Genomic DNA, 24,972 nt, shown 5'->3' with positions numbered 1-24,972 from the left:
ATATGAAATGCCGGGTTCTTCTTCGATGACGATCAGAGTGACAAAATCATAATTTGCAATAAACAACCCCGACAATCATTGGAATGCCGGGGTTGTTTTATTTATTATTATTTTTCTGTGCTTTCAAATTCTTTTCTGATTTTTTCGTAAAGCTCTTTATTTTCCATTACCTCTGCTGCTGTAAGAACCAGAGCTGCAATCGTGTTTTTCATCTGTTCCTTTGCATAATCCGTCAAAGTTGCACTTGCCATTTCTCTTGTGTGGCCTGCTATGGAAGGGTCGTTTGTAATGTCGAAGTATGGATGGATTGCAGGGCATACCTGGCTTACCTGTCCCGCATCGATGCTTCCTGTACTCTTTGAAGGTTCTTTCATTACTATTCCTGCAACGTCATATATGCTCTTGTTGAATGTATCGGACAAGGCCTGGTTTGTTACCATGTTGTCGTAGTTGAACTCGTACTTTGTGATCTTGAGCTCACATCCAGTTGCAAGAGCAGCTCCTCTTGCACAGTTCTTCACCTTTTCCAGAAGTTCCATGTTATATGTCTTGGATGTGGAACGTACGTAAAACTGTGACTTAGTGTAGTCGGGCACAATATTGGCTGCCTTTCCTCCGTCAAGAATTACACCGTGAACTCTTGAATCACTTTTGAAGTGTTCTCTCAGTGCGTTGATGCTGTTGAATGTCTGAATGGCTGCATCAAGGGCATTTATTCCCTTTTCCGGTGAAGCTGCTGCATGGGCAGTCTTTCCGAAGAATTCAAACTGTACTGGTTCCAGGGCCAGTGAAGATCCGCTCTTTGTATATTCGCTGCCCGGGTGTGCCATCATGGCGACATCAACGTTGTCAAATTCATGGTTTGCAACATATGTAACTTTGGCTCCGCTTGTTTCCTCTGCTGGTGTACCGAATACTACAACCGTGCCTCCGATTTCGTCAACTATTTCTTTTAATATTATTCCTGCTCCTGTGCTCACAGTACCCAGCAGGTTGTGGCCGCATCCATGTCCTATGCCTGGAAGAGCATCGTACTCAGCCATGTAGGCAACGGTAATTCCTTCTTTTTGGCTCTTGTATTCTGCCTTGAATCCTGTGGCAACACCTGAGAAATTTTCCTGAACGGTGAAACCGTATTTTTTTAGCAGACTGGTGTGAAGAGCACAGGCTTTGTGTTCTTCGTATCCAAGCTCCGGATTGTTGTAAATTTCAAGGCTAAGTTCATTAAGCTCCGGAGAAAGCTCATTTATTAAATCCAACACTTTTTCTTTCATATTAAACTCCCCATTAATTTATTTGTTGTCAATTACTATCGAAACATAATAATATTTATTCACGAATAATATTACCATCATTAAAAAACGATGTCAATTTATAATATAAAAATATTATAGGATATTGCAATTGAACTAACATTATAATAAAATATATCTTTTAAAAATATGAAAGAAATGATAAAATATATTAAGATGATTAGAAAGGGTGAAGTAATGGAATATCAGAAAAAAACAGATGAACTTTACCGGGAGCTCTCCTTGTATTCAAGGGGAACAGTCCTTAAAGATGAGCCATTAAAAAATCACACTTACTTCAAGATAGGCGGTCCGGCAGACATATTGGCAGAGCCTGAAGATACAGATGATTTAAAAACAGTTTTGAAGCTGATAAAAAAACATGGTGCGGATTGCTTTGTTATAGGAAACGGAACAAACCTTCTGGTGTCAGATGCCGGATACAAGGGTATAATAATTAAAGTCGGAGAAAAATTCAATTATTTTTCAAGAAATGAAAACAAGGTCACAGCAGGAGCAGGAACGCTTTTATCTGTGATTGCCAAGTACCTGGCAAGAGAAGGCCTGGCAGGTTTTGAATTCGCCAGCGGAATACCCGGATACCTGGGAGGAGCCGTTTACATGAACGCAGGTGCCTACGGCGGAGAGATGAAGGATGTCGTAACAAGCGTGAAGTGCATGGATATGGACGGAAATGTCCATGAATTTTCACAAAAGGACATGGAATTTTCCTACAGGCATTCTAAAATAACCGATTCTGATATGATAGTGCTCGAAGCACAGCTTGAACTTAACTTTGGAAACAAAGAAGAGATAATGGAAATAATAAGAGACTTGAACGAGAAACGCACTTCAAAGCAGCCGTTGAACCTTCCAAGCGCAGGAAGCACATTCAAAAGACCGGAAGGCGGATATGCTTCTAAGCTTATTGAAGATGCAGGACTTAAGGGCCTCAGATACAAAGGCGCAATGGTATCCGACAAACACAGCGGATTCATCGTAAACTATGACAACGCCAGCTGTGAGGACGTTCTTGGGCTCATGAGGATAGTAATAAGCACTGTATATGATAAATTCGGCATAATTTTAGAACCTGAGATAAAAATAGTAGGAACAAAACTTTAAATAATTAAGAATTAAGAGTGAAGAGCGAAGAATTAATTCTTAACTCTTAATTGAATTTTGGAGGGTTTATGAAATTAAGAGCTGATTACCATATACATTCCACATATTCAAGGCGCGGCCACGGTAAGTCAACCATACAGGAAATAGCATCCATTGCTGCGGAAAAGGGCCTTGAAGAAATTGCCGTAACCGACCACGGCCCTAAGCATTACATGTTCGGGGTGCTGGAAAGCCGCATGGGTGAAGCCAAAGGTATTATCGAAGACATGCGAAGACAATATCCTGATCTTAAGATACTGTATGGTGTGGAAGCCAACATACTGGATTATGAAGGAACCACCGATATAAACGGCGAGGTTCTAAAGCAATGTGACATAATCCTATGCGGGTTCCACCTGGGAGCATTGTTTTCAACGCCGCGGGATTTCTGGAACTTCATTGTGAAAAACCGCATAGGAAGAAAGAACCGCAGGGTCAGGGAAGAAATGACCGCAAAAAACACAGAAGCTTTTCTCAAGGCCATGGATAGATACAAAATTGACATACTGACTCATCCGGGTGACAAGATTCCTCTGGATATCGACAAAATAGCCGCAAAGGCCCAGGAAAAGGGAATTATTCTGGAAATAAACAACAGCCACGGACACCTGAACAGCGAAGAAATAAAAATAGCAGCAAAGTACGACGTGAAGTTTGCCATCAATTCAGATGCCCATGTAAAGGAAAGGGTTGGAAGCTTTGATGAAGCCCTAAAAGCGGCAAAGGCAGCAGGACTCGATTTAAAAAGGATAATAAATTTGATATAAGAAAGAAGGGAGAATATGGAGTTTGTAATCATTACTGGGATGTCCGGAGCAGGAAAGAGCCAGGCCATCAAAATCATGGAAGACATAAACTATTACTGCATGGACAACATGCCTCCAGCTCTCCTTCCTAATTTTGCTGAACTGTGCAACAGTTCTTCCAAGGATGTAAACAAGGTTGCAGTAGTAGCAGACATAAGGGGAGGCATCTTTTTCAAGGACTTGTTCAACAGCTTGGAAGAGCTAAAAAATAAGGGCATAAAGTATCACATACTTTTTCTGGACGCTTCGGACGACGAGCTTGTTAAAAGGTACAAGGAACAAAGGCGTCCGCATCCGCTCAGCACAACGGGTACAATCATAGATGGTATACACAATGAAAGGGTTAGCCTTGAGGAAGTAAAGAAAAGGTCTGATTATATCATAGACACAACCAACATGAAAATAGGAAGGCTAAAGGAAGAAATTCACAACATCTTTCTTCAGGGCAACATCACTTACAACATCAACATTACGGTCATGTCCTTCGGCTACAAGTACGGACTGCCGCAGGATTCGGATCTGGTTTTTGACGTAAGGTTTCTTCCCAATCCGTTTTATATAGAGGAGCTGAAATCTTTTACGGGTAATGACAGGAATGTTCAGGACTATGTCATGAGTTTTGATACTACAACAACATTTATTGAAAAATTAAAAGACATGCTCTTTTTTCTTTTGCCTCACTACATGGCTGAAGGAAAGTCCAATCTGGTTATTTCCATTGGCTGTACGGGTGGCAAGCACCGTTCGGTGACAATAGCCAACCATATTGCTGCCATATTGAGCGGCGAGAACTACAGGGTTCTTTTAAATCACAGGGATATAGGAAAATAGGGGAGAATATATGAAGATAGTGGTATTCGGAGGGGGAACCGGCCTCTCTATATTGCTCAGAGGGCTTAAAAGGTTCACCAGGGACATTTCTGCCGTGGTAACCGTGGCAGACAACGGTGGGGGCTCCGGTGTGCTTAGGGAAGACTTGGGTATGCTGCCGCCTGGTGACATGCGAAACTGCATAATAGCACTTTCCGACATTGAACCTACAATGGTAAGTCTCATGCAGCACCGCTTCAAGGAAGGATATCTCAAGGGGCAGAGCTTTGGAAATCTGTTCATAGCAGCAATGTACGAAATATTCGGGGATTATGAGCATGCCCTTAAGGAAATAGGCGGTATATTCAGGCTGTCGGGCAAGGTTCTGCCCATGACGCTGCAGGATGCGCAGCTTAAGGCTTTTCTTGACAACGGAGACATCATTCTCGGAGAAAAGGATATTCCGGAGTATGTGAGCAAGTCGGGATGCATAATTGACAGGATTTCTCTTGTGCCCGAGGAATGTTTGCCTCTGGATGAAACGCTGAAGGACATCAGCGAAGCAGACATAGTTGTTCTTGGACCGGGAAGCCTTTATACCAGCGTCATACCGAACATACTTGTTGGAAACATTACTGAGGCTATTGAAAATTCAAAGGCCAAGGTGTTTTATGTGTGCAACCTCATGACCCAGCCCGGTGAGACGGACAATTACAATGTGTACGACCATGTAAGCGCCATAATAAAGCACAGCAGCAGATACCTTATTGATTATGTAATAGCCAATGATGAGCTTATTTCCGAGGACCAGATTCAGAACTACAAGTTCAAGGGAGCAAAACAGGTAGTCGCAGACCGTGAACAGATACAAAAACTTGAAGAAATGAACATAAAGGTAATAAGCAGCAATTTCATAGATATAAAGAAAAACTACATAAGACACAATTCTGAAAAAATAGGTCAATTACTTTACAACTACTGCAAGGAAAAAAATTCGTAAATCAAGGATGTGATCCTATGGGACAGTATAATAAAATAGACGAAACCCAGCTTTCCATAGTCGACGGCATGATTGACTGGGTGAGGGTTGTGGACAGGAGCAATATTGTGCTTTATGCCAACAAGAAGATGCGTGAAGACCTGGGAGACGAAATAGTTGGCAAAAGGTGCTACGACGTTTTTTGCCGTCAGACCAATTGCGACTACTGCATATCCAAAGTTACCATGGAGCATGGCTCCATATTGAAGAAACAGTCCACTTTAGGAGACCATACATACATGGTGATTTCTTCGCCTTTGAAGGATGACAGCGGTGAAATTCTTGGTTCCGTGGAGGTATTCAGGGATATAACCACAGAAATAAAGCTGTCTAAAAGCATCAGGGAAAAAAACAGGAAAATGAGCGACGACATAAATTTTGCCAGGAACATGCAGATTAGAATGCTTCCTCCAAAAGGTATGTACAACGGCGTCAGCATCGACTATCTTTATGAGTCTTCAGAAGTGTTAAGCGGCGATTTCTTCGATGTATTTAAAATCGACGAGGACAATACCGGAATTTACATATGCGATGTGGTTGGACACGGCGTTTCCGCGTCACTGCTGACAGTTTTCGTAAGGCAGTCTTTAAGAACCATAGCAAAGGGCAACATACATTTAAACACGATCATGAAGGAGCTTCACAAGACGTTTTTATCCTTGAATCTGGACTATGACAAGTATTTTTCTGTGTTCTTCGGAATATACAACAAGAAAAGCTGCCGGTTCACGTATGTGAACGCAGGCCATAATTCTGAGCCCATCTTGCTGCGAAAGGACAAAAGCGTGACCATGCTTAAGTCAAAAGGCTATCCCATAGCAAATATTTTCGATAACGTTCAATACGACGTGAGCACCATGGAGCTTTCTGTTGGTGACAGGCTTTTCTTCTACACGGATGGAATAACGGAGGCTGTAAACTTAAAGGGAGAGCAGTATGGTGTCGACAACGTCATAAACATAGTCAGGCAGGAAGGAAACATACTGGAAAACATAAAGGCTTCTCTTGACAGCTACTGCAAGGACCAGAAGGATGATTACGCCATGCTGATGGCAGAAATAATTTAGGGGGTTGGAATGAAAGACATAACACTTGATTTGAACGGAAGCTTTGTAACAGAAGAAGATATGAATGCAATTGAACCAGAAATAATGAAATCTCAGGAACTGCTTTTGGACAGAAAAGGAATCAGCAGCGACATGACAGGCTGGCTGGATTTCTTGAACACCATGGATGAAGATGAATACCGCCAGGTTAAGGAATGCGGCAGATTCATAAATGAAAACTGCGACGCGTTCATACTTTTGGGAATAGGCGGCTCCTACCTGGGAGCAAGGGCAGCCGTTGAAGCAATCAGGGGAGACTTTCACAATGAGCTTAGAAAACCTGCAATTTATTATGCAGGCCAGAACTTAAGCGGAGCGTACCTGAAGAAGCTTGTGGATGCGGTCAGACATAAGGAAATCTGTGTAATAGTGGTGTCAAAATCGGGAACAACTCTGGAAACGGCCCTTTCCTTCAGAGTCATAAGGGAACTGATGGATGAGAAGTACGGGGATGAGGCAAAAAACCGAATATTTGCAGTAACGGACAAGAGCCGCGGCGCATTGAAAACAATGGCAGATTTGTACGGCTATAAAACATTCGTAATACCAGATGACATAGGAGGAAGGTATTCTGTCATTACTCCTGTGGGACTGTTGCCCATGGCTGCTGCAGGACTGGATACGGATGAGTTTTTGAGCGGTCTTAAATCAGGGGTGCAGGAATACGGAAACAGGAATTTTCATGAGAACATATGCTGCCAATATGCGGCAGCCAGAAACATATTGAACAGAAAAGGCAAGGAAGTCGAGGTGCTTGTTAATTACGAGCCTTCCATGACCAACATTGCAGAGTGGTGGAAGCAGCTTTTTGGAGAAAGCGAAGGAAAAGAAGGAAAGGGAATTTTTCCTGCCAGTCTCAACTTCACGACGGATCTGCACTCAATGGGACAATTCGTACAGGATGGCAGAAAGATATTGTTTGAAACTACATTAACTGTTGGAAATACCGCTGATGAAGTTACAGTACCCTATGAAGAAAATGACTTTGACAAACTGAATTACATATGGGGGAAAAATTTCAGTTACATAAACCAGAAAGCCTTTGAAGGGACATTCATGGCTCACAGCGAGGGAGGCGTGCCCGGAATAACTGTTGGAATACCTGCAGTGAACGAGTTTTATGTCGGGAAGCTTTTTTACTTTTTCATGATGACATGCGCCATAAGTGGGTATACTAACGGTATTGACCCCTTTACGCAGCCTGGTGTGGAAGCTTACAAAAAAAACATGTTCAAGCTGCTGGGAAAAAACTGTTAATCTGCAGGTTGAAATCTGTTTCAAGTTATCAAACTAAAAAACAAGGAGAACATATGATAAAATTAGGAGAAATGCAAGAGCTTGAAATAGCTAAAAAGGTGGAATTCGGAGTTTATCTGAAAAACCCAAAGGACGATAAAGGAGAAGAGAAGATTCTGCTTCCCCAGAAGCAGGTGCCGGAAGATGCCAAAGTCGGCGACAAAATGACTGTGTTTGTTTACAGGGATTCCAGTGACAGGATAATAGCCACCACAAAAAGACCAAAAATAGTAATGGGCGAAATCGCATATCTGAAGGTAGCGGAAATGTCAAGAATAGGAGCCTTTCTAAACTGGGGACTTGAGAAGGACCTGTTCCTTCCATTCAAGGAACAGGTGGGAGAAATCAGGCTTAACGGAGAATACCTTGTGGGACTTTACGTTGACAAATCTGACAGACTTTGCGCAACCATGAACCTGTTCAAGGTTTTAAGGACAGATTCGCCTTACAAAGTCAACGATATTGTTAAGGGTACGGTGTTCAGCCTCAAGAGAGGTCTGGGTGCAATGGTTGCCGTTGAAGGCAAGTACCTGGGACTCATCCATGAAGGCGAGATTTTAAAACCTATGAGACCGGGAGACGTGATTGAAGTCAGAGTAAGCAACGTTAAGGAAGACGGAAAGCTTGACCTGAGCCTTAAGGATGCACCCAGGCTGCAGATAGACAAAGACGGGGAAAAAATCTTAAGCATACTCATGAAGAGCAAGGGCAGGCTTCCATTAAACGACGACAGCAGCCCGGAAGACATAAGCAGCATGCTGAACATGAGCAAGGGTTCCTTTAAGAAAGCAGCAGGAAGGCTCATGAAAAAGGGATTGATCGAGATGACAAGAGAAGGAATACGCATGGCTGAAAAGGGCACAAGCGACACAAGAAGGCCGAGAGAATCCTCCAGGCAAAAAAGCAGCAGAGGCAGTTCAAACATTAAAAGGAAGTAGCCTAAAGTATTGACAAAAATACCTTTAAGAAGTAGTATTTATAGTGCGTATGCAATAGGCATGTTTTTGCGTGCCAAGAAAAATAACTAAAGAATAGAAAAGGAGAATTTTTATGCCCACACCTCACAACACTGCAATACAAGGACAAATAGCTGAAACGGTTCTTTTGCCCGGAGATCCGCTGAGGGCGAAATTCATCGCAGAAAATTTCTTAAGCGATGTGGAACAGTTTAACGCTGTAAGAAACATGTTCGGTTACACAGGAACATACAACGGCAAAAAAGTTTCTGTAATGGGTACAGGAATGGGTTGCCCATCTATCGGAATTTATTCTTATGAATTGATACATATGTACGGAGTTAAAAACCTTATAAGAATCGGATCCTGCGGATCTTATGACCCTAAGCTCGAACTGTTCGACATAGTTCTGGCCATGGGAGCAAGCACAGACTCCAACTACGCTTCACAGTACAACCTGCCGGGAACATATTCAGCAACAGCTTCCTGGGACCTTCTGTCAAGGGCTAAAAGTGTTGCAGATGAAAACAACATTCCGGCAACAGTAGGAAACATAGTTACTTCAGACATATTCTACCACGATCAGCCTGACAGCTGGAAGCTGTGGGCAAAAATGGGATGTATTGCAGCAGAGATGGAAACATACGCATTGTATTGCAATGCTTCAAGAGCAGGCGTTAACGCCCTTACAATACTTACAGTTTCCGATTCCATAGCCAGAGAAGCTGAAACAACACCTGAACAAAGGGAAAAAGGCTTCAAGGATATGATGAAGATAGCTCTGGAACTGGCATAGAATACTTACAAACAGAAAGGATTCTTATGAAGAAAGCTTGGGAAACAGCACATGAATTATACTCCAATGCCAAGCCAACCGTATTAAGCTCCGAAGAGCAGGGATGGACAGCTCTTAAGGCGGTTTCGGATTTCTATGATGGACTTCTGGGACTTGACTGGTCCAGCAACGTACCCGGTTCGGGAGCTCCGGAAAAAATAATGGTGGCTGCTGTTCAGGCATTGGAAAACAGAGGATTTGTTGTGGAAGGAGCCTATGAACTTCTTGAAGAAGGCATGAAGGCTCACGCTGATAACGACAAGGTCCTGCTTCAGAAAATTTCAGCAAAGCTCAGAAACGAGTTCATGAACGCCAAGAAAGACGTAGATTCGCCATACTGGAATTACAGGTACTATGACAGCTTTGAAGAGTATGAGAAGGATGTTGTCTTCAGGGATGCTGTTGCTGTGGACTCACAAAGTGAAACGTTTAAGGACCAGATAAGGGCTGCATGGATGTCTCAGCTGGTAGGGGCTGCCATGGGAACCATGGTCGAAGGATACACGTCACAGAACCTTTACGAAGCATTCGGTGATGTGAAGGATTACATTAGGGAACCAAACACCTACAACGACGACATAACGTTTGAACTGGCGTTTCTCGATGCCTTCGGTGAGAAGGGATACGATGTTACAAGCGAGGATATAGCGTTGTCGTGGATAGGTCTCATACCATGCGGATGGTCTGCTGAAGAACTTGCCTTAAGAAACATAAGGGCAGGCTTCATGCCACCGGAAAGTGCAAAGTTCAACAATCCGTTCAACGAATGGATTGGAGCTCAGATGAGAGGAGCCATCTGCGGTATGGTGGCACCCGGAGATCCGAGGCTGGCTGCAAAACTTGCATGGACTGACGGGGAAGTGTCTCACATCAATAACGGAATACTTGGGGAAGTATTCAATGCTGTAATGGTATCCCTGGCGTTTGTGGAAGATGACGTGAAAAAAATTGTAGAAGAAGCCATTTACATGATTCCTAAAGAAAGCGAATATTATTCCGTTGTGAATTTTGCGTACGAATGCTGCCATAAATACAGCGACTGGCACCTGGCTCTTAAGGACTGCCAGGAAAAGTATAAGAAATACAACTGGATTCATGCCTATCCAAACGCATGCTGTGAAATAATAGCGCTCATGTACGGTGAAGGCGATTTTGAAAAGACACTGAACATAGTGACCATGTGCGGTATAGACGCAGACTGCAATGCAGGCATGATTATGCCTGTTCTGGGTATTCAGAAGGGAATGCGTATCATTCCAAAACGACTGATCGTTCCGGCATTTGACAAACTTGTGACTTACATGCGAAGCTACGAGGAAATAACGCTGGATGATTTGGTCGGTGATACTTTAAATAATATAAGAAAAGCAAAAAGTAGGAGGAACTAAAATGAAAAAAGCACTATCTTTATTACTAGTAGTCATGATGATTTTCTCTTTGGCTGCTTGTGCAAAGCAAGAAACACCTGCACCATCTCAACAACCTGCAGAAACACCGGCTGCAGAAACACCTGCAAAACCTTACAAAGCAGCACTTTTGTTAAACGGTACATTGGGAGACAAATCATTCTTTGATTCAGCTAATGAAGGACTTGCAAAATTAAGAGATGAATTGGGTAAAGACGTATTTGATTTCAAGGTTGAGCAAATGGGAGCAACTGCTGCCGATGAGCCAAAATGGACACCAACATTGCTTGACTACTGCGAAAGTGGAGAATATGACGTTATAATCATAGGAACATGGCAGATGATCGAAGGTTTGGCTGAAGCTGCTGAACAATTCCCTGACCAGAAATTCATATTCTTCGATGAAACTTTTGACTTCTCTTCAGGAAACTACAACAACATCTACAACGTACTGTACAAACAAAACGAAGTATCATTCCTGGTTGGAGCTGCTGCAGCTATGATGACTACAGATTCAACTCTTCCGATGGCTGATCCTTCAAACAAGATGATAGGCTTCCTTGGCGGAATGGAAAACCCAATAATCAACGACTTCTTGCTTGGATACATCCAGGGTGCTAAATACATGGATCCTGAAATAAAAGTTGCCATAGCTTACGTAGGAAACTTCTATGACTCAGCAGTAGGCAAAGACCTTGCATTGGTTCAGTACCAAAACGGAGCTGACGTTGGATATAACGTTGCCGGTTCTGCAGGATTGGGACAAATCGACGCAGCTGCAGACGCAAAGAAATATGCATTCGGCGTTGACTCAGACCAGGCAGCATTGTTGCCTGAAAAAGCAGATTTCATACCGACATCAGCACTTAAGAATGTTGGAAACTCTCTGTACAGAGCAATCAAGCTTGACATGGAGGGAAAACTTGGATACGGATCAGCTGAAAAACTTGGTTTTGCAGAAGGCGGAGTTAACCTTGTAAAGGATGCTCACTATGAACAAATGCTTCCGGAAAACATCAGAACAAAAATAGATGAACTGGAAGAAAAAATCAAGAGCGGAGAAATAACTGTTGATACAGCAATGGGAAAATCAACAGAAGAAATCGAAGCAATAAAGGCATCGGTACAATAGTTTGAAATCTTATCAACAGTCAGGCTCCAGCCTGGCTGTTGATGCAATTTACTATAAAAACAACTGCGAAGAAATATTAATGATTAACAAGTGTTTACTATGCATAGTTCTCAGTTGTTAGTTATTAATTTAAAAAAACGGAGGTAACAATGAGCGAAAAAGTGCTGCAAATGAACAATATGATGAAGATATACCCCAACGGGGTTGTTGCAGTTGAAGACGTGACATTTGAATTGGAAAAAGGGGAAATACACGCTCTGCTTGGAGAAAACGGAGCGGGAAAAAGCACGCTTATGAAAGTGTTGTTCGGTATTGAAGCGCCTGAACAGGGACAGATTATCTTAAACGGCACTGAAACAACAATAAAGTCTCCTCAGGATGCAATAAAGAAAGGCATTGGAATGGTGCACCAGCATTTTATGCTCGTACCTTCTCTGACAGTTGCTGAAAATATAGTCTTGGGAACAGAACCTAAAAAAAGCATGTTCATAGATATGGATAAGGCTGTTGAATTATCCGGACAAATAGCTGAAAAGTACAATTTTGAAATAGATGTGACTGAAAAGGTTGAGGAACTTCCGGTAGGAATCAAGCAAAAGGTTGAAATTCTTAAGGCTCTTTACAGGGGTGCAGACATACTCATACTGGATGAGCCAACGGCAGTACTAACTCCGCAGGAAACAGACGAATTGTTTGTGCAGCTCAAAAAGCTCAGGGAGCTGGGACACACAATAATATTCATTTCCCACAAGCTTGATGAAATCAAGGAAATATGCGACAGAGCCACCATAATGAGAAACGGAAGAAGCAAGGGAACATACTACGTGAAAGACATTTCGACAAAAGAGATGTCTAGGCTCATGGTAGGCAGAGACGTGGTTCTTACATTTGAAAAGAAACCGCTGGAGCTTAAGGAAACTGTCATGAAGGTCAGAGACCTGTGCGTTTCAGGCTCCACAGGAGTAAAAAGAGTCAACGGATTGTCCTTTGACCTGAAGGCAGGAGAGATTTTCGGAATAGCCGGTGTTGAGGGAAATGGACAAGGACACCTGGTTGAAGTGCTGACGGGGCTGTCCAAGAAGTACAGGGGAGAAATAGCAATATTTGGCCAGGAGGCCAAGAGACATACCATCAAGGAGATCAGGGAGCTTGGAATGGCACATATTCCCGAAGACCGAATGACTCTGGGATGCGCGAAAAATATGAACATAAGGGACAACATGTTTTCAATCCAGTATGACAAGCCCGAATACTCAGGCAAATTCATGCTCAAGACTAAAAAAATAGAGAAACGGGTAAATGAACTCATAAAGGAATATCTTGTAAAGTGCAAATCATACAAACAGAGCGTTGGAATGCTTTCCGGAGGAAACATTCAAAAGGTAGTAGTTGCCAGGGAGTTTTCAACCAATCCCAAAATTATAATCGCCAATCAGCCTACCAGAGGTATAGACGTAGGTGCTGCATCCTTTATAAGACAGAGAATAATCGAGTTTCGCGATGCAGGAAGCGCAATAATACTTATTTCTGCCGATTTGAATGAGATTCTGGAGTTAAGCGACAGACTTGCTGTCATATATAAGGGACAATTTGCAGCCGTGTTCAATGACGTTAAGAAAGTAACAGAAGCAGAATTGGGAGAGTACATGCTGGGGATAAAAAAAGACGACAAATTGGAGGGTATAATATATGAACAGTAATACAAAGTTTAATGTGCTCAGGACCGTGTTGTCGGTAGGCATCGCACTTCTCATATCATTTTTGATAATATTTCTGACGAGCCAGGAACCGGTTAAGGCAATAGTCCAGCTGTTAACTGGACCCCTGCAGAGCACCAGACGTTTCGGCAATGTTATAGAGGCAATGATTCCTCTCACATTCACAGGCGTTGGCATCAGCATAATGTTCGCTGCCAGTGAAATAAACCTTGCCGGTGAAGGAGCCTTCCATTTGGGCGGTTTAGTAGCAACCTACATTGCCATAAACTCAGCGCTTCCGCCAAGCATAAGCCCCATTGTCTGCATTCTTGCAGCAGGATTTTTCGGTGCCATGGTAACAGCAATACCTGCTGTAATGAAAATAAAGACAGAATCTGATGTTCTTGTTTCATCACTCATGATGAACTACCTGATTCTGTACTTCGCAAACTATGTGCTCAGCAATTTCCTAAGGGACCCCAATGCAGGAGCGGTTGTTTCATTTGCAGTACCGCAGAACATTCAGCTGCCGACAGTATTTTCAGGTACCAGAATACATGTGGGTTTGTTCATTGCCTTGGCAGTGGCAGTGTTCGGCTACATTTTCATGTTCAAGACAAAAATAGGATATGAGCTTCGCCTCACAGGAGAAAACAGATCCTTTGCAAGATATTCCGGAATAAGTGTAGTTAAGATAACCCTGGTTTCACAGCTTCTGGGAGGCTTCATCTTCGGTATAGGCGGAGGCGTTGAGCTCCTGGGAATGTATAACCGCTTCACATGGACTTCTTTGCTTGGATACGGATGGGATGCCATCATCATTACGACGTTGGCCAAGAAAAATCCTCTTTATGTTCCGTTCGCAGCGTTTTTCCTGGCATACCTGAGAACAGGAGCTTCAATCATGGCCCGTTCAACGGATGTCGTTACAGAAATAGTTACAATAACTCAGGGAATAATCATTCTGCTTGTTGTTGCTGAACAGTTCCTGAGCAAGTATAAACACAAGATGATAGCAAAAGAAGCTAAGGCTACACTGACTAATGAAAAGGAGGGTGAATAACATGATGCTTAATGCTTTATTATCGCCGGAATTTTTTAACGCAACCCTCAGAGCTACAACTCCAATCTTGTTTGCCGCTCTGGCTTCAGCCGTGGCTTCTAAATCTGGAATAGTTAATATGGCTCTTGAAGGTATAATGCTGTTCTCAGCCCTGTTCGGGGTTTTGTTCAGCGCAGCTTTCCAGAGCGCATGGCTGGGACTTTTGGTAACAATGGCCATAGGTGCATTGATAGGATTCTTTCTGGCATTTTTCGTACTGAGGCTAAAAACCGATGAGATACTTGCCGCAATTGCAATAAACCTGATTGCAAACGGCGCCACCATACTGATTCTGCTTGCTGCTTCCGGTGACAGGGGAGTGTCGTCCTCCGTAAAGAGCCTGCAAATTCAAAGAATTGCCATACCTCTAATAGAAAAAATACCTTTTATCGGTGCTGTAATATCAAACCAGAACATTTTGACATACTTCTCCCTCATAATGGTTGCGGTGGTACACATTTTCCTGTACAGGACACCGCTGGGACTGAGGATTCGAGCCGTAGGAGAAAACAAGGATGCTGCTGAATCCGTTGGTATCAGCTCAAAAAAGGTTCAGTACATATCTCTTATTATAAGCGGTGTGCTGGCTTCAATGGGAGGTTTCTTCCTTTCAGGCGGATACCTTACATATTTCACAACAGGCATGAGCGCCGGTAGAGGTTTTATTGCCCTGGCTGCTGCATCAATGGGAGGAAACACTCCCATAGGAGCTTTCCTGGTTTCGCTTTTATTTGGTGCCGCACAGGCGTTTGCAAACATACTGCAGCTTGGCTCGTGGCCATATGAACTCATACAGATGCTTCCATACATCACGACGCTTCTGGGGCTTGGCATCTACAGCTACATCAGAATGAAAAAAAGACAGAGGCTCATGGGGAAATAAACCAATTAATAATTAAGAATTAAAAGTGAAGAATTAAGAATTGATGAAGATTTGCGCCGGACGCAAATCTCAGATTGATAGTAATGAATTGTCATCCTGAACGTTAGCGAAGGATCTCATTGTTTAAATTATGAGATTCTTCGGGTTAGCCCCCAGAATGACAGCTGAAATTACATTGTCATATATCTGGGGTTCTGGCACAAATCTTTCAATTAGTTGAAGTATATTGGAGGAATAATGGAGAAGAGAAATATTATTATAGACTGCGATCCGGGAATCGATGATGTGGTTGCCCTTTGCTTTGCGGCAGCTCACTTGGACAAATTCAATATTTTGGGCATAACAACCGTGGCAGGAAATCAGTCAATTGAAAAAGTCACAGAAAACGCACTTGGGCTCATGTCGTTTTTAAACAGCGACATAAAGGTTGCAAGAGGAGCCAAAGGTCCCTTGATAAGAGAAAAACGCCCTGCTGCCCATGTACACGGTGAAAACGGAGTGGGAGACTACCAGTTCCCGCACACCAAGACTTTGTATTCCAACAATGCGATAACATTTATGAGAGATGCCATAATGGAATGCGACGGCAAGGTTACTCTGGTGCCTGTGGGACCACTGACAAACATAGCGCTGCTGATTAAAACCTTCCCGGAAGTAATTGAAAAAATAGATCTGCTTTCCATAATGGGAGGGGCAACATTCGGAGGAAATATAACTGCAACGGCTGAATTCAACGTCTGGGCAGATCCGGAAGCAGCAAGGATTGTGTTTGATTCCAAGCTTCCCATCGTAATGAGCGGGCTGGATGTGACTCACAGCTGTGGATTCTTCAGGGATGATGTGAACAACATGTTGAAAAGTGAAGGAAAAATTTCGCGCATGTGTGGAGAAATACTCAATTACTACTTCAAGGGTGACCATGTGAATAATGGAACCTTCACACCGGTTCATGATGCCAGTGCAATAATGTACCTCATTCATCCTGAACTTTACGCATTCAGACACATGCCTGTGACAGTTGACTGTTCTGAGGAACTGGGCAGAGGAAACACGATTGCCGACGTAAGGGAATGGTTTGAATATGACAAGACTTATCCAAAGGTACTGACTGGAGTGGATCTCGAAAAATTCAGAGAACTTCTTCTTGAAGGCATTTACGGCCTTGATGAAAAAGTTAGGTAAAGGAGAAATTTATGGGTAGAGCAGTAGTTGTAGGCAGCATCAATGTGGATTTGGTTTTCACTTCCGATGTGAGGCCTAAGGCAGGCGAAACCGTTCTGGGCACCACCTTTTCAACCATCCCGGGAGGAAAGGGAGCCAACCAGGCTGTGGCGGCAAGCAAGCTGGGAGCTGAAAGCTTCATGATAGGATGTGTAGGCGACGACTCCAACGGTGAATTTTCAATAAACAACCTTAACAGCATGAAGGTTGACACATCCTTTATCGAAAAAATCAAGGGCATTCCCACTGGTGTGGCAAACATAATAGTAGCCGAACAGGATAACAGCATCATAGTTATACCTGGTGCCAACTATGAAATAACTATAGAGACCATAGACAAGTACAAGGACATCATCCTGTCAGCTGACATAGTCCTTCTTCAACTTGAAATTCCAATGAAAGTAGTCGAATATACGGCTAAGCTCTGCAGAAACAACAACGTCAGGGTTCTTCTAAACCCTGCTCCTGCACTGGAGCTTCCTCAGTCTCTCATCGAAGATGCTTCATATATCACACCAAACGAACATGAGCTTAATATAATTCTCGGCAAGCAGGATGATCTTGATGAGACGTTGAAAAAGTATCCCAACAAGGTAATCGTCACAATGGGTTCAAAGGGAGTTAAGTATTTTGACGGGAGCGAACTAAAAATTGTACCTTCATTCAAGGTTGAGGTTGTGGATACCACAGGGGCAGGAGACACATTCTGCGGCGGCCTGGCTGCTGCATTAGTAAGAGGAGACAGTCTTTCGGAAGCAATAATGTTTGCTAATAAGGCAGCTGCTCTTTCAATAACGAAACTGGGAGCACAAAGCGGCATGCCAACCCTTGAAGAAATAATGAAGAATGAAGAATTAAAAATTAATAATTAATGAAAAAAACAGGCAGGGCCTGTTTTTTCTTATAATTCTTAATTCTTCACTCTTAATTCTTAATTTGTTTAGTGCTTAATTCTTAATTGAACTAGATTACTGTTACGTTTGCAGCCTGAGGGCCTCTGGCTCCTTCAACTATTTCAAACGAAACGCTTTGTCCTTCTTCCAAAGTTTTGAATCCTCCGGATACTATTGCTGAAAAATGAACGAACACATCTTTTCCGTCCTCGCATGAAATAAAACCGAATCCTTTTGCTGCATCAAACCATTTAACTTTACCTTTTTTCATTAAATCCTCCGCCTTTTATAAATATTATTGTTTTATTAATGAAAAAGAACTACGACAGTAGTTCTTATCACGTTTCATTGAAATACCAATATTAATATAATAATGCCAAATCTATATTAAAATGTATTATTTCTCAAAACATTTACTACGCTACAGTAACGTTGCTAGCCTGTGGGCCTTTTTGTCCATCAACTATATCAAAGTTTACTTTTTGACCTTCTTCAAGAGTTTTGAAGCCATCTGAAACGATTGCAGAAAAATGAACGAACACATCTTTTCCGTCGTCGCAAGAGATAAATCCGAAACCTTTCTTAGAATCAAACCATTTAACTGTGCCTGTTTTCATTAAAAAAATCCTCCGATATTAAAAAAGATACCTGTATTGTAACAGTTTTTTCGATAAATTGCAATACATATTTATTAAAAAAGCCAAAAAAATTTTTGTGATTAAAAATAACTGGTATTTACAGCTTAGTAAAAACAAACGGCATGCTTGCAAATGTTTTTACAAATCGAATAGAAAGCGCATAATGCGTATATTTATTTATATATTTTTTGTTTAATACCAATTGAAATAAATGTAAAGCTTTGATATAATTATTTGGTATAATAAATCATATAAACCGCAAAAATATAAGGTGCACACCAATGATAAGACATTTTCTGAAGATTTTTTTTGCCTCGCTTGTTTTGATTACGGTCATTTTAAGCGTTTCATCATTAGGATACATTTTAATAGTTGACAGAGACATGGTTATAGGGACCATCAAGGGTGTTGACACAGGTGAAGAAAAAGATGAAAAGAAATATTTTTACGAATCTTCAACCTTTGACTACACAAGCAATATAGGAAAAGCAGCAAAAAACAGCAAACGATTCAACGTGCTTCTGGTGGGACTTGAAGGACACAGAACTGACACCATAATGGTTGCAAGCTATGATATCGAAAAAAAGACAGCTGATTTGATTTCCATTCCCAGAGATACTTATGCTCCGAGAAACGCTGAAGACAGCCCTGATCTAAAGAAAATAAATTCCGTCTATGCCAAGGAAGGCATAGACAGCCTCGTGACAACTGCACAGGATTTATTAGGAATACCTTTAGAAAAGTATGTTATAATCGACTATGAAGCTGTAGTTGCTTGTGTGGATATGCTTGGAGGTGTGGAGGTTGATGTGCCTTTTCACATGCAGTATACCGATCCTTACGATGATCCTCCGCTTTACATTGACATCCCGGAAGGACACCAGCTTTTAAACGGAGAACAGGCCCTTAAATATGTAAGGTTCAGAAAAGGATACAGCAATCAGGATTTGGGAAGAATTCAGGCGCAGCAGCAATTTTTAAAATCAGCCTTGAAAAAGGCTCTGGGACTTAAGCTTCCGTCTCTCATAAAGGAAGCATATTCCTATGTGGAAACAAATGTTACGCTCACAGACATATTGAGTCTCGCAACAGATGTTGTGGGCTTTTCTGCTGACAATGTAAGCGTGACAACACTGCCGGGAGTTGAAACTCCTCTTGAAGGACTGTCTTTTTACATACCGGATGAAGACGGTATAAATACTTTGGCTGAAACCCTGTATGCCATGAATCAGTCGGAAAACATCCAGCCATCAACAGAACAGACAGATGGACAGTCAAAACAAGTTAATTGACCTTAATTAAACTGAAAGGCGGAATCATATGAAACAGTTTTTTAAAGTATTTTTTATGTCTTTGCTGGTATTCACGCTGGTCATATCTGCCGGAATATTATCATATGCCAAGTTCTTTACTCCTGAAAATATGTCTGAAGATCCTTTAGAAGGCTTTGAACAAACGGCACAGGACGATGAAAGCACGGAATTTGACACTCAGCTGGAAAAGGCCATACATGAAAGCAACCGCATCAATGTTCTTTTAGTGGGACTTGAAGGAACGAGATCAGATACCATTATGGTTGCAAGCTTTGACAGAAAAACAAAGGAAGCAAACCTGATATCCATACCCAGAGACACATATTATTACAGGGAAGGGTATTCCAAATATGCAGATACACAAAAAATCAATGCCGTTTACGGTATGGAAGAGGAAGGCATAAAAGCCCTTGTGAAAGCAGTGGAAGAAATAACAGGTATTCCTATTGACAATTACGCAACGGTTGATTATGACGGAGTCAGGGCTGCTGTGGATGCAATCGGGGGTGTAGAGGTGGATGTACCTTTCCACATGAGATACACAGATCCATATGCTGATCCTCCACTGAACATTGACATATCAGCCGGCAAACAGATAATATACGGTAACAAGGCAATAGAGTTTTTGAGGTTCAGAAAATCAAACTATGAAGGATATTACGGTTATATCAACGGAGATCTGGGGAGAATACAAGCCCAGCAGAACTTTGTTAAGTCTGCGGTAAAAAAGGCTTTAAGCCTCAAGCTTGTGAATGTAGCAACTGCAGTATATCCCTATGTTGAAACGGACCTGACGCTTACAAACATGCTTTCATTGGCCAAGGATGCCATTGGTTTTTCAACAGAAAATCTTGAATCAACCACATTGCCCGGCACAGACAAGATGATGGCAGGGTTGTCATTCTATTTTGCAAACGGAGAAGAGATGACAAAGCTCGTGTATGATCTGTACCATGTGAACTTAACCGCTGAGTCAGGTGAAGAAGACGTGGCTGACGCAAATTCGAACAACCGATAAGATTCCTCGCCTAGGGCGGAGAATCTTTTTTTTAGAAAATAAAGGGGGAACATAAATGAAAAAACCACTAAGGCTTCAAAGAGGGGACAGGGTAGCAGTTGTAGCTCCTTCCTCGGCAACTGACCTGAAAACCGTGGAAGAAGGACAGAAAAAAGTAAGGGCACTTGGCCTTGTACCGGTGATGTTTCCAACGTGCTACACAAATTACGGGCATCTTTCGGCACCGGACAAAAACCGTGCAAAAGACATAAACGATGCCTTCAGTGATGACAACATAAAGGGCATCATATGCCTTAGGGGAGGCTATGGTACTCCCAGGATACTGAACATGCTGGATTATGAAATGATATCAGAAAATCCGAAGGTGTTCATGGGCTTTTCGGATATAACGGCACTTCATGTGGCTTTCAACCAGTTATGTGCCATGACTACGTTCCACGGTCCCATGGCAACTTCAAATTTTGCGAAAATCAAGGAAGACAGGGTGAAGTTTGATGAATATACGCTAGACAGCATAGAAAAAAACCTGTTTTCCAATGAACCTTCTGGAATACACATAAATCCAGGGGATGAAGAACTAAAAAGCTACGGGGACAAAGATGCAGAAGGTATGCTTACCGGTGGAAACCTTACGCTTCTTACTGCTGCCATGGGCTCTGCGTTTGAGGTTGACACCAGGGGAAAAATATTGTTTATCGAGGAAGTTGGAGAACCAATCTATAAAATAGACCGGATGCTTACAACCCTTGCGATGGCAGGAAAGTTTGATGACTGCAAAGGTGTGATACTGGGCACGTTTGTAAACTGCCAAAGAGAGCAGAAATCCTACGAGGGCGGACTGGACCTTACCCTTGAGGAAGTAGTTGAGAATACAATTGTTCCTTTCAATAAGCCTGTAATTTACAACTTCAAGGCAGGTCACAGCTTTCCGCAGCCCACGCTGCCTCTTGGAACAAAGGTGAGAATAGATGCGGGAACAAGACAGGTGGAATTTCTGGAAAGCGGAGTTGTTTAGTGCAATTAAGAGTTAAGAGTTAAGAATTATAAGTTTGGAGCCATGTTACGGGAATAAAAATGGCGACTATGTCATTCTGAGCGAAGCGAAGAATCTCCACATGAATTCGTGACAAGTTTTAAGATTGAATATTTAGTAATGCACCTTTAATTACTGAATTTATATAAGGGGGAATTATGGAACCGTTATTAAGAGACACCTATGTTGAAATCAATCTCGACAACATAGCATTCAACATGAGAAAAATCAAAGAAGCTACAGGAAGCAGCGTTGCAGTTGCCGCAGTTGTCAAGGCAGACGGTTACGGCCACGGCGCAGTGGAAATTGCTAAAACCATCATGGAAAACGGAGGCGAGTATCTGGCAGTGGCAACGCTGACGGAAGCACTGGAGCTTAGGAAAAAACACAAAAATTACAGCATACTCATAATGGGTTACACGCCGGACGAGTACCTGGAGTTTGTTGCAGAAAACAACATCACGCAGACAATATTCTCCATGAATCAGGCAGTCATCCTTGATGAGCTTGGGAAGAAATACAGAAATAAGATGAAGGTACACATAAAGTACGATACGGGCTTCAACCGACTGGGATACAAAGATTGCTCAGAAAGCGTCGCTGAGATAGACAGCATGTTTGAGCTTGAAAACCTGGAAGTTGAAGGAATATTCTCCCACTTCGTACTGGCAGGGCCAGAGGACGATGACAAACAGTACAGAAGCTTCATGAGTGCCGTAGCAGAATTGGAAAGCAGGGGACGGACCTTTAAATACAGACACATCTGCGACAGCATATCGGGTATTGATTATCCGCAGTACAGACTTGACATGATTCGTCCGGGCGCCATAATCTACGGCCTTAAGTCCTACAGGGATGATACAGTCAAATTGAAGCAGGCTATGACTTTCAAGACAAGGATATACTACATCAAGACGCTGGAAAAGGGTGAAGGCGTAAGCTACGACTACCTTTGGAAGGCAGAGAGAAGATCGGCGGTGGGAACTCTCCCTTTCGGATATGCGGACGGCTATCCCCGAAACATGCGGGACAAGGGATTTGTGACCATTCACGGCAAAAAGGCTCCTATCATAGGTGTTATATGCATGGACCAGTGCATGGTTGATCTCACAGACATACCTGAAGCCAGAGTCGGTGACGAAGCAATAATTTACGGCGATGGCACAAACAACACCATGGATATAAACCAGGCAGCACAGCTTGCAGGAACCAACAAGAATGAAATAGTGTGCCGCATCTCAAGAAGGACACCGAGGGTTTACATAAAGGACAATGAAATTTACAAGAAGGTCAATTATCTGTTGCAGGAGTAATCATGGACATTAAAAAGAGAATAAATGAAATATATGATGAAATAGTGGATATCAGAAGAGATTTTCACAAGAATCCCGAGCTCAGCCAGCAGGAGTTCAGAACCCAGAAAAAAATCCGGGAATATTTAAACAGCTGGGGCATTGATAACTACGTATGCGCCGACACAGGAGTGGTGGCGGTCATAAGAGGCAAAAAAGACGGAAAGACAGTCGGTCTCAGAGGTGACATTGACGCACTGCCCATATCAGAGAAAAACAACTGTACGTACTGCTCTCTGATTCCCGGAGTAATGCATGCATGCGGCCACGACGCACACACCGCCATACTTCTCGGAGTTGGAAAAATAATCAGGGAAATGGCAGATCAGGATGAAAATTTTGCTGGCAATGTGAAGCTTTTCTTCCAGCCGGCAGAAGAAACCATAGGAGGCGGCAGCCGCATGGTTCAGGAAGGATGCATGCTTAATCCTCAAGTGGACTATATGCTGGGTCTTCACGTCATGCCATACATAGATGCCGGAAAGGTGGAGCTTAAATACGGAAAACTGAACGCTTCAACAGACACCATACAAATAAAGATAAAAGGTAAATCCGCCCACGGAGCATATCCGGACAAAGGCATCGATGCGATTGTAATAGCAGGAAACGTGATCGTTTCACTTCAGACCATCGCCAGCAGAAACATTTCTCCCCTTAATTCAATAGTAATAACCCTTGGAAAGATTTCAGGAGGAGTAAAGGACAACGTCATTGCAGATGAGGTAGTCATTTCGGGAACCCTGAGGGCTCTTGATGATGAAACCAGAAATTACGCCAAGAACAGAATAAGAGATATGGTTACAAACACCTGTACTGCATTTGGCGGCCAGGGAACTGTGGAATTTACACAAGGGTACCAGGCACTCATAAATAATGATGAGATTGTGGATGTGGTAAAAGAAAACGCGGATAAGCTTCTTGGCAGGGAGAACATAGTGTTCAAGGAATTTCCTAGCCTGGGTGCCGAGGATTTCTCGTACTTTTCTGATGTTGCAAAGGGAGCGTTCTTTCATCTGGGCTGCGGCAGCACAGAGAGAGGAATATCGTCACCGCTTCACACTGAATGCTTTGACATAGATGAGGAATGTCTGAAAATAGGAATAAATCTTCAGGTTAAAAACATACTGACGCTTTTGAAAAAAGGTCAATAGAATAATATAATAGTGGAGGGAATCATGAAAGTATTTATAAGTGTAGACATTGAAGGAATAACAGGGGTTACTTCCTGGAGCGAGACAGAAATGAGCAGCCAGGACTACAGACAGTTTGCAGAGCAGATGACCAAGGAAACTGTTGCAGCCTGTGAAGGAGCAGTTGCAATGGGCGCAAAGGAAATTTTCGTAAAGGATGCCCACGACTCAGCAAGAAACATAGACATTACAAAGCTTCCCAGGTGCGCTAAGCTAAGCCGCGGATGGACCAGCTGTCCGGACTCCATGGTCGCAGGATTGGACGAAACATTTGATGCCGCAGTCTTCATAGGATACCATTCGGCTGCAGGAACAGACGGAAGCCCCCTGGCTCACACCATGAACCTTGGAAACTGCTACATGAAGGTTAACGGTGAATACGCATCGGAATTTACCATAAACTCATACCTGGCTGCCCGTTACAATGTGCCGGTGGTATTCTTAAGCGGAGACAAGGCTCTTTGTGAAGCAGCAAAAAAATTAAACTCCGGCATTGAGACTGCTGCAGTGAAGGAAGGTGACGGAGGAGCCACCGTAAGCATCAATCCCGACTACGCCTGCCAGCTCATAAAAGAAGGTGTAATAGCAGGGCTTAAGCACATTGACGAATGCAGGATAGAAATACCCGAAAAGTTTGACGTAGAAATATATTACAAGGAACACACTGAAGCAAAAAGGGCGTCATACTTTCCGGGAGTTCAACAGACAGGACCTCATTCCGTGCGCTATACCGCAAAGGATGTGCTGGAATTTGCCACAACAAGAATGTTTATTCTTTAAAAGGAGTCTT

24 protein-coding genes are annotated in these 24,972 nt (G+C 42.7%); 21 read left to right on the top strand and 3 right to left on the bottom strand.

Annotation, left to right across the window (positions count from 1 at the left end):
• Nucleotides 1-107: 107 nt before the first annotated feature.
• Nucleotides 108-1,274, bottom strand: coding sequence for a M20 family metallopeptidase (locus AAGU76_RS08805; protein WP_342485103.1), 1,167 nt, complete (start codon nt 1,272-1,274; stop codon nt 108-110).
• Between the two features lie 216 nt (nt 1,275-1,490).
• Between AAGU76_RS08805 and murB the strand changes: the two genes are divergently transcribed.
• The 15 genes from murB (at nt 1,491) to rbsK (ending at nt 17,617) form a co-directional block, all read left to right on the top strand.
• Nucleotides 1,491-2,417 carry a UDP-N-acetylmuramate dehydrogenase gene (gene murB / locus AAGU76_RS08800; protein WP_342485102.1) on the top strand — a complete coding sequence of 309 codons (927 nt, stop codon included), beginning with the start codon at nt 1,491-1,493 and terminating at the stop codon, nt 2,415-2,417.
• 68 nt (nt 2,418-2,485) lie between these two features.
• A complete protein-coding gene (locus AAGU76_RS08795) occupies nt 2,486-3,223 on the top strand; it encodes a PHP domain-containing protein (protein ID WP_342485101.1) in 738 nt (245 codons plus the stop codon).
• Between the two features lie 15 nt (nt 3,224-3,238).
• Entirely contained in the window at nt 3,239-4,093 is an 855-nt protein-coding gene (gene rapZ / locus AAGU76_RS08790) for an RNase adapter RapZ (protein WP_342485100.1), read from the top strand.
• A 10-nt stretch (nt 4,094-4,103) separates the two neighbouring features.
• Nucleotides 4,104-5,072 (top strand): uridine diphosphate-N-acetylglucosamine-binding protein YvcK, encoded by a 969-nt coding sequence (yvcK, locus tag AAGU76_RS08785; protein WP_342485099.1) that lies wholly within the window; start codon nt 4,104-4,106, stop codon nt 5,070-5,072.
• Nucleotides 5,073-5,089: 17 nt separating this feature from the next.
• Entirely contained in the window at nt 5,090-6,178 is a 1,089-nt protein-coding gene (locus AAGU76_RS08780) for a SpoIIE family protein phosphatase (protein ID WP_342485098.1), read from the top strand.
• A 9-nt stretch (nt 6,179-6,187) separates the two neighbouring features.
• Nucleotides 6,188-7,474, top strand: a complete 1,287-nt coding sequence (locus AAGU76_RS08775) for a glucose-6-phosphate isomerase (RefSeq protein WP_342485097.1) — start codon at nt 6,188-6,190, stop codon at nt 7,472-7,474.
• Nucleotides 7,475-7,527: 53 nt separating this feature from the next.
• A complete protein-coding gene (locus AAGU76_RS08770; protein WP_342485096.1) occupies nt 7,528-8,451 on the top strand; it encodes a S1-like domain-containing RNA-binding protein in 924 nt (307 codons plus the stop codon).
• A 112-nt stretch (nt 8,452-8,563) separates the two neighbouring features.
• Complete coding sequence (gene deoD, locus AAGU76_RS08765; RefSeq protein WP_342485095.1) at nt 8,564-9,265, top strand: purine-nucleoside phosphorylase; 702 nt, start codon at nt 8,564-8,566, stop codon at nt 9,263-9,265.
• 26 nt (nt 9,266-9,291) lie between these two features.
• Entirely contained in the window at nt 9,292-10,692 is a 1,401-nt protein-coding gene (locus AAGU76_RS08760; RefSeq protein WP_342485094.1) for an ADP-ribosylglycohydrolase family protein, read from the top strand.
• Between the two features lies 1 nt (nt 10,693).
• Nucleotides 10,694-11,842, top strand: coding sequence for a BMP family ABC transporter substrate-binding protein (locus AAGU76_RS08755; RefSeq protein ID WP_342485093.1), 1,149 nt, complete (start codon nt 10,694-10,696; stop codon nt 11,840-11,842).
• 149 nt (nt 11,843-11,991) lie between these two features.
• Nucleotides 11,992-13,542 (top strand): ABC transporter ATP-binding protein, encoded by a 1,551-nt coding sequence (locus AAGU76_RS08750; protein ID WP_342485092.1) that lies wholly within the window; start codon nt 11,992-11,994, stop codon nt 13,540-13,542.
• On the top strand, nt 13,532-14,602 hold the full coding sequence (locus tag AAGU76_RS08745; RefSeq protein ID WP_342485091.1) for an ABC transporter permease: 1,071 nt from the start codon (nt 13,532-13,534) through the stop codon (nt 14,600-14,602). The genes AAGU76_RS08750 and AAGU76_RS08745 overlap by 11 nt, the downstream gene beginning before the upstream one ends.
• A 1-nt stretch (nt 14,603) precedes the next feature.
• Nucleotides 14,604-15,524 carry an ABC transporter permease gene (locus tag AAGU76_RS08740; RefSeq protein ID WP_342485090.1) on the top strand — a complete coding sequence of 307 codons (921 nt, stop codon included), beginning with the start codon at nt 14,604-14,606 and terminating at the stop codon, nt 15,522-15,524.
• Between the two features lie 237 nt (nt 15,525-15,761).
• Nucleotides 15,762-16,706, top strand: coding sequence for a nucleoside hydrolase (locus AAGU76_RS08735; protein WP_342485089.1), 945 nt, complete (start codon nt 15,762-15,764; stop codon nt 16,704-16,706).
• Between the two features lie 11 nt (nt 16,707-16,717).
• On the top strand, nt 16,718-17,617 hold the full coding sequence (rbsK, locus tag AAGU76_RS08730; RefSeq protein ID WP_342485088.1) for a ribokinase: 900 nt from the start codon (nt 16,718-16,720) through the stop codon (nt 17,615-17,617).
• A 91-nt stretch (nt 17,618-17,708) separates the two neighbouring features.
• Here the strand turns inward: rbsK and AAGU76_RS08725 are convergent, their stop codons facing one another.
• Together AAGU76_RS08725 and AAGU76_RS08720 are read right to left on the bottom strand one after the other, a co-directional pair.
• Complete coding sequence (locus AAGU76_RS08725; protein WP_342485087.1) at nt 17,709-17,909, bottom strand: cold-shock protein; 201 nt, start codon at nt 17,907-17,909, stop codon at nt 17,709-17,711.
• A gap of 145 nt (nt 17,910-18,054) precedes the next feature.
• Entirely contained in the window at nt 18,055-18,255 is a 201-nt protein-coding gene (locus AAGU76_RS08720) for a cold-shock protein (RefSeq protein WP_019230445.1), read from the bottom strand.
• A 302-nt stretch (nt 18,256-18,557) separates the two neighbouring features.
• Here AAGU76_RS08720 and AAGU76_RS08715 point away from each other — a divergent pair, with 302 nt between their 5' ends.
• The 6 genes from AAGU76_RS08715 (at nt 18,558) to AAGU76_RS08690 (ending at nt 24,962) form a co-directional block, all read left to right on the top strand.
• Nucleotides 18,558-19,568: an LCP family protein gene (locus tag AAGU76_RS08715; RefSeq protein WP_342485086.1), complete on the top strand. Its 1,011-nt coding sequence runs from the start codon at nt 18,558-18,560 to the stop codon at nt 19,566-19,568.
• Nucleotides 19,569-19,596: 28 nt separating this feature from the next.
• The gene (locus AAGU76_RS08710) at nt 19,597-20,607 is read left to right on the top strand and encodes an LCP family protein (protein WP_342485085.1); all 1,011 of its coding nucleotides are present in this window, start codon (nt 19,597-19,599) and stop codon (nt 20,605-20,607) included.
• 55 nt (nt 20,608-20,662) lie between these two features.
• Nucleotides 20,663-21,622: an LD-carboxypeptidase gene (locus tag AAGU76_RS08705; protein ID WP_342485084.1), complete on the top strand. Its 960-nt coding sequence runs from the start codon at nt 20,663-20,665 to the stop codon at nt 21,620-21,622.
• 176 nt (nt 21,623-21,798) lie between these two features.
• On the top strand, nt 21,799-22,953 hold the full coding sequence (alr, locus tag AAGU76_RS08700; protein ID WP_342485083.1) for an alanine racemase: 1,155 nt from the start codon (nt 21,799-21,801) through the stop codon (nt 22,951-22,953).
• Nucleotides 22,954-22,955: 2 nt separating this feature from the next.
• On the top strand, nt 22,956-24,143 hold the full coding sequence (locus tag AAGU76_RS08695; protein WP_342485082.1) for a M20 family metallopeptidase: 1,188 nt from the start codon (nt 22,956-22,958) through the stop codon (nt 24,141-24,143).
• A 24-nt stretch (nt 24,144-24,167) separates the two neighbouring features.
• Entirely contained in the window at nt 24,168-24,962 is a 795-nt protein-coding gene (locus AAGU76_RS08690; RefSeq protein ID WP_342485081.1) for a M55 family metallopeptidase, read from the top strand.
• The last annotated feature ends 10 nt before the right edge of the window (nt 24,963-24,972 follow it).

Origin of the sequence: Sedimentibacter sp. (assembly GCF_038562225.1) — a bacterium.
Classification (GTDB): domain Bacteria; phylum Bacillota; class Clostridia; order Tissierellales; family Sedimentibacteraceae; genus Sedimentibacter.
Note: the sequence above shows the minus strand (reverse complement) of the source record. Positions and strands in the feature narration are given on the sequence as shown.